At 68.5% G+C, this 273-nt stretch carries 1 protein-coding gene; it reads right to left on the reverse strand.

The window, feature by feature from the left end; translation table 11 throughout:
* Positions 1-273, reverse strand: a 273-nt coding sequence (locus SM757_RS35300; protein ID WP_322468910.1) for a hypothetical protein, incomplete at both ends; no start/stop codon positions are given.

Here is a 273-nt window from a genome sequence, read left to right on the forward strand (position 1 = left end):
CACCGTGTTGGCAGCGATGGCCTGGCTGAACGTGTAGCTTTGGCTGCCAACGCTGACCTTGGTGCCAGCGGCCACCGCACCGGCGGTGCCGGTGTACTGCACGGCCACTGAGGTGGCCTTGAGGTTGCCCAGGCCATCGACGGTGGCCGTCAGCGTGCCGTTGGCCAGTTCGAACGCCGTAGTGCCGGCCGCGCCGGAACGCAGGCCGAAGCTGGCATTGCTCAGCCGCAGCGAAGCGGACGTGCTGGCGCTCAGCGCAGCCGTCACGTTGGA

The organism is Azohydromonas lata (assembly GCF_034427735.1).
Lineage (GTDB): Bacteria > Pseudomonadota > Gammaproteobacteria > Burkholderiales > Burkholderiaceae_C > Azohydromonas > Azohydromonas lata.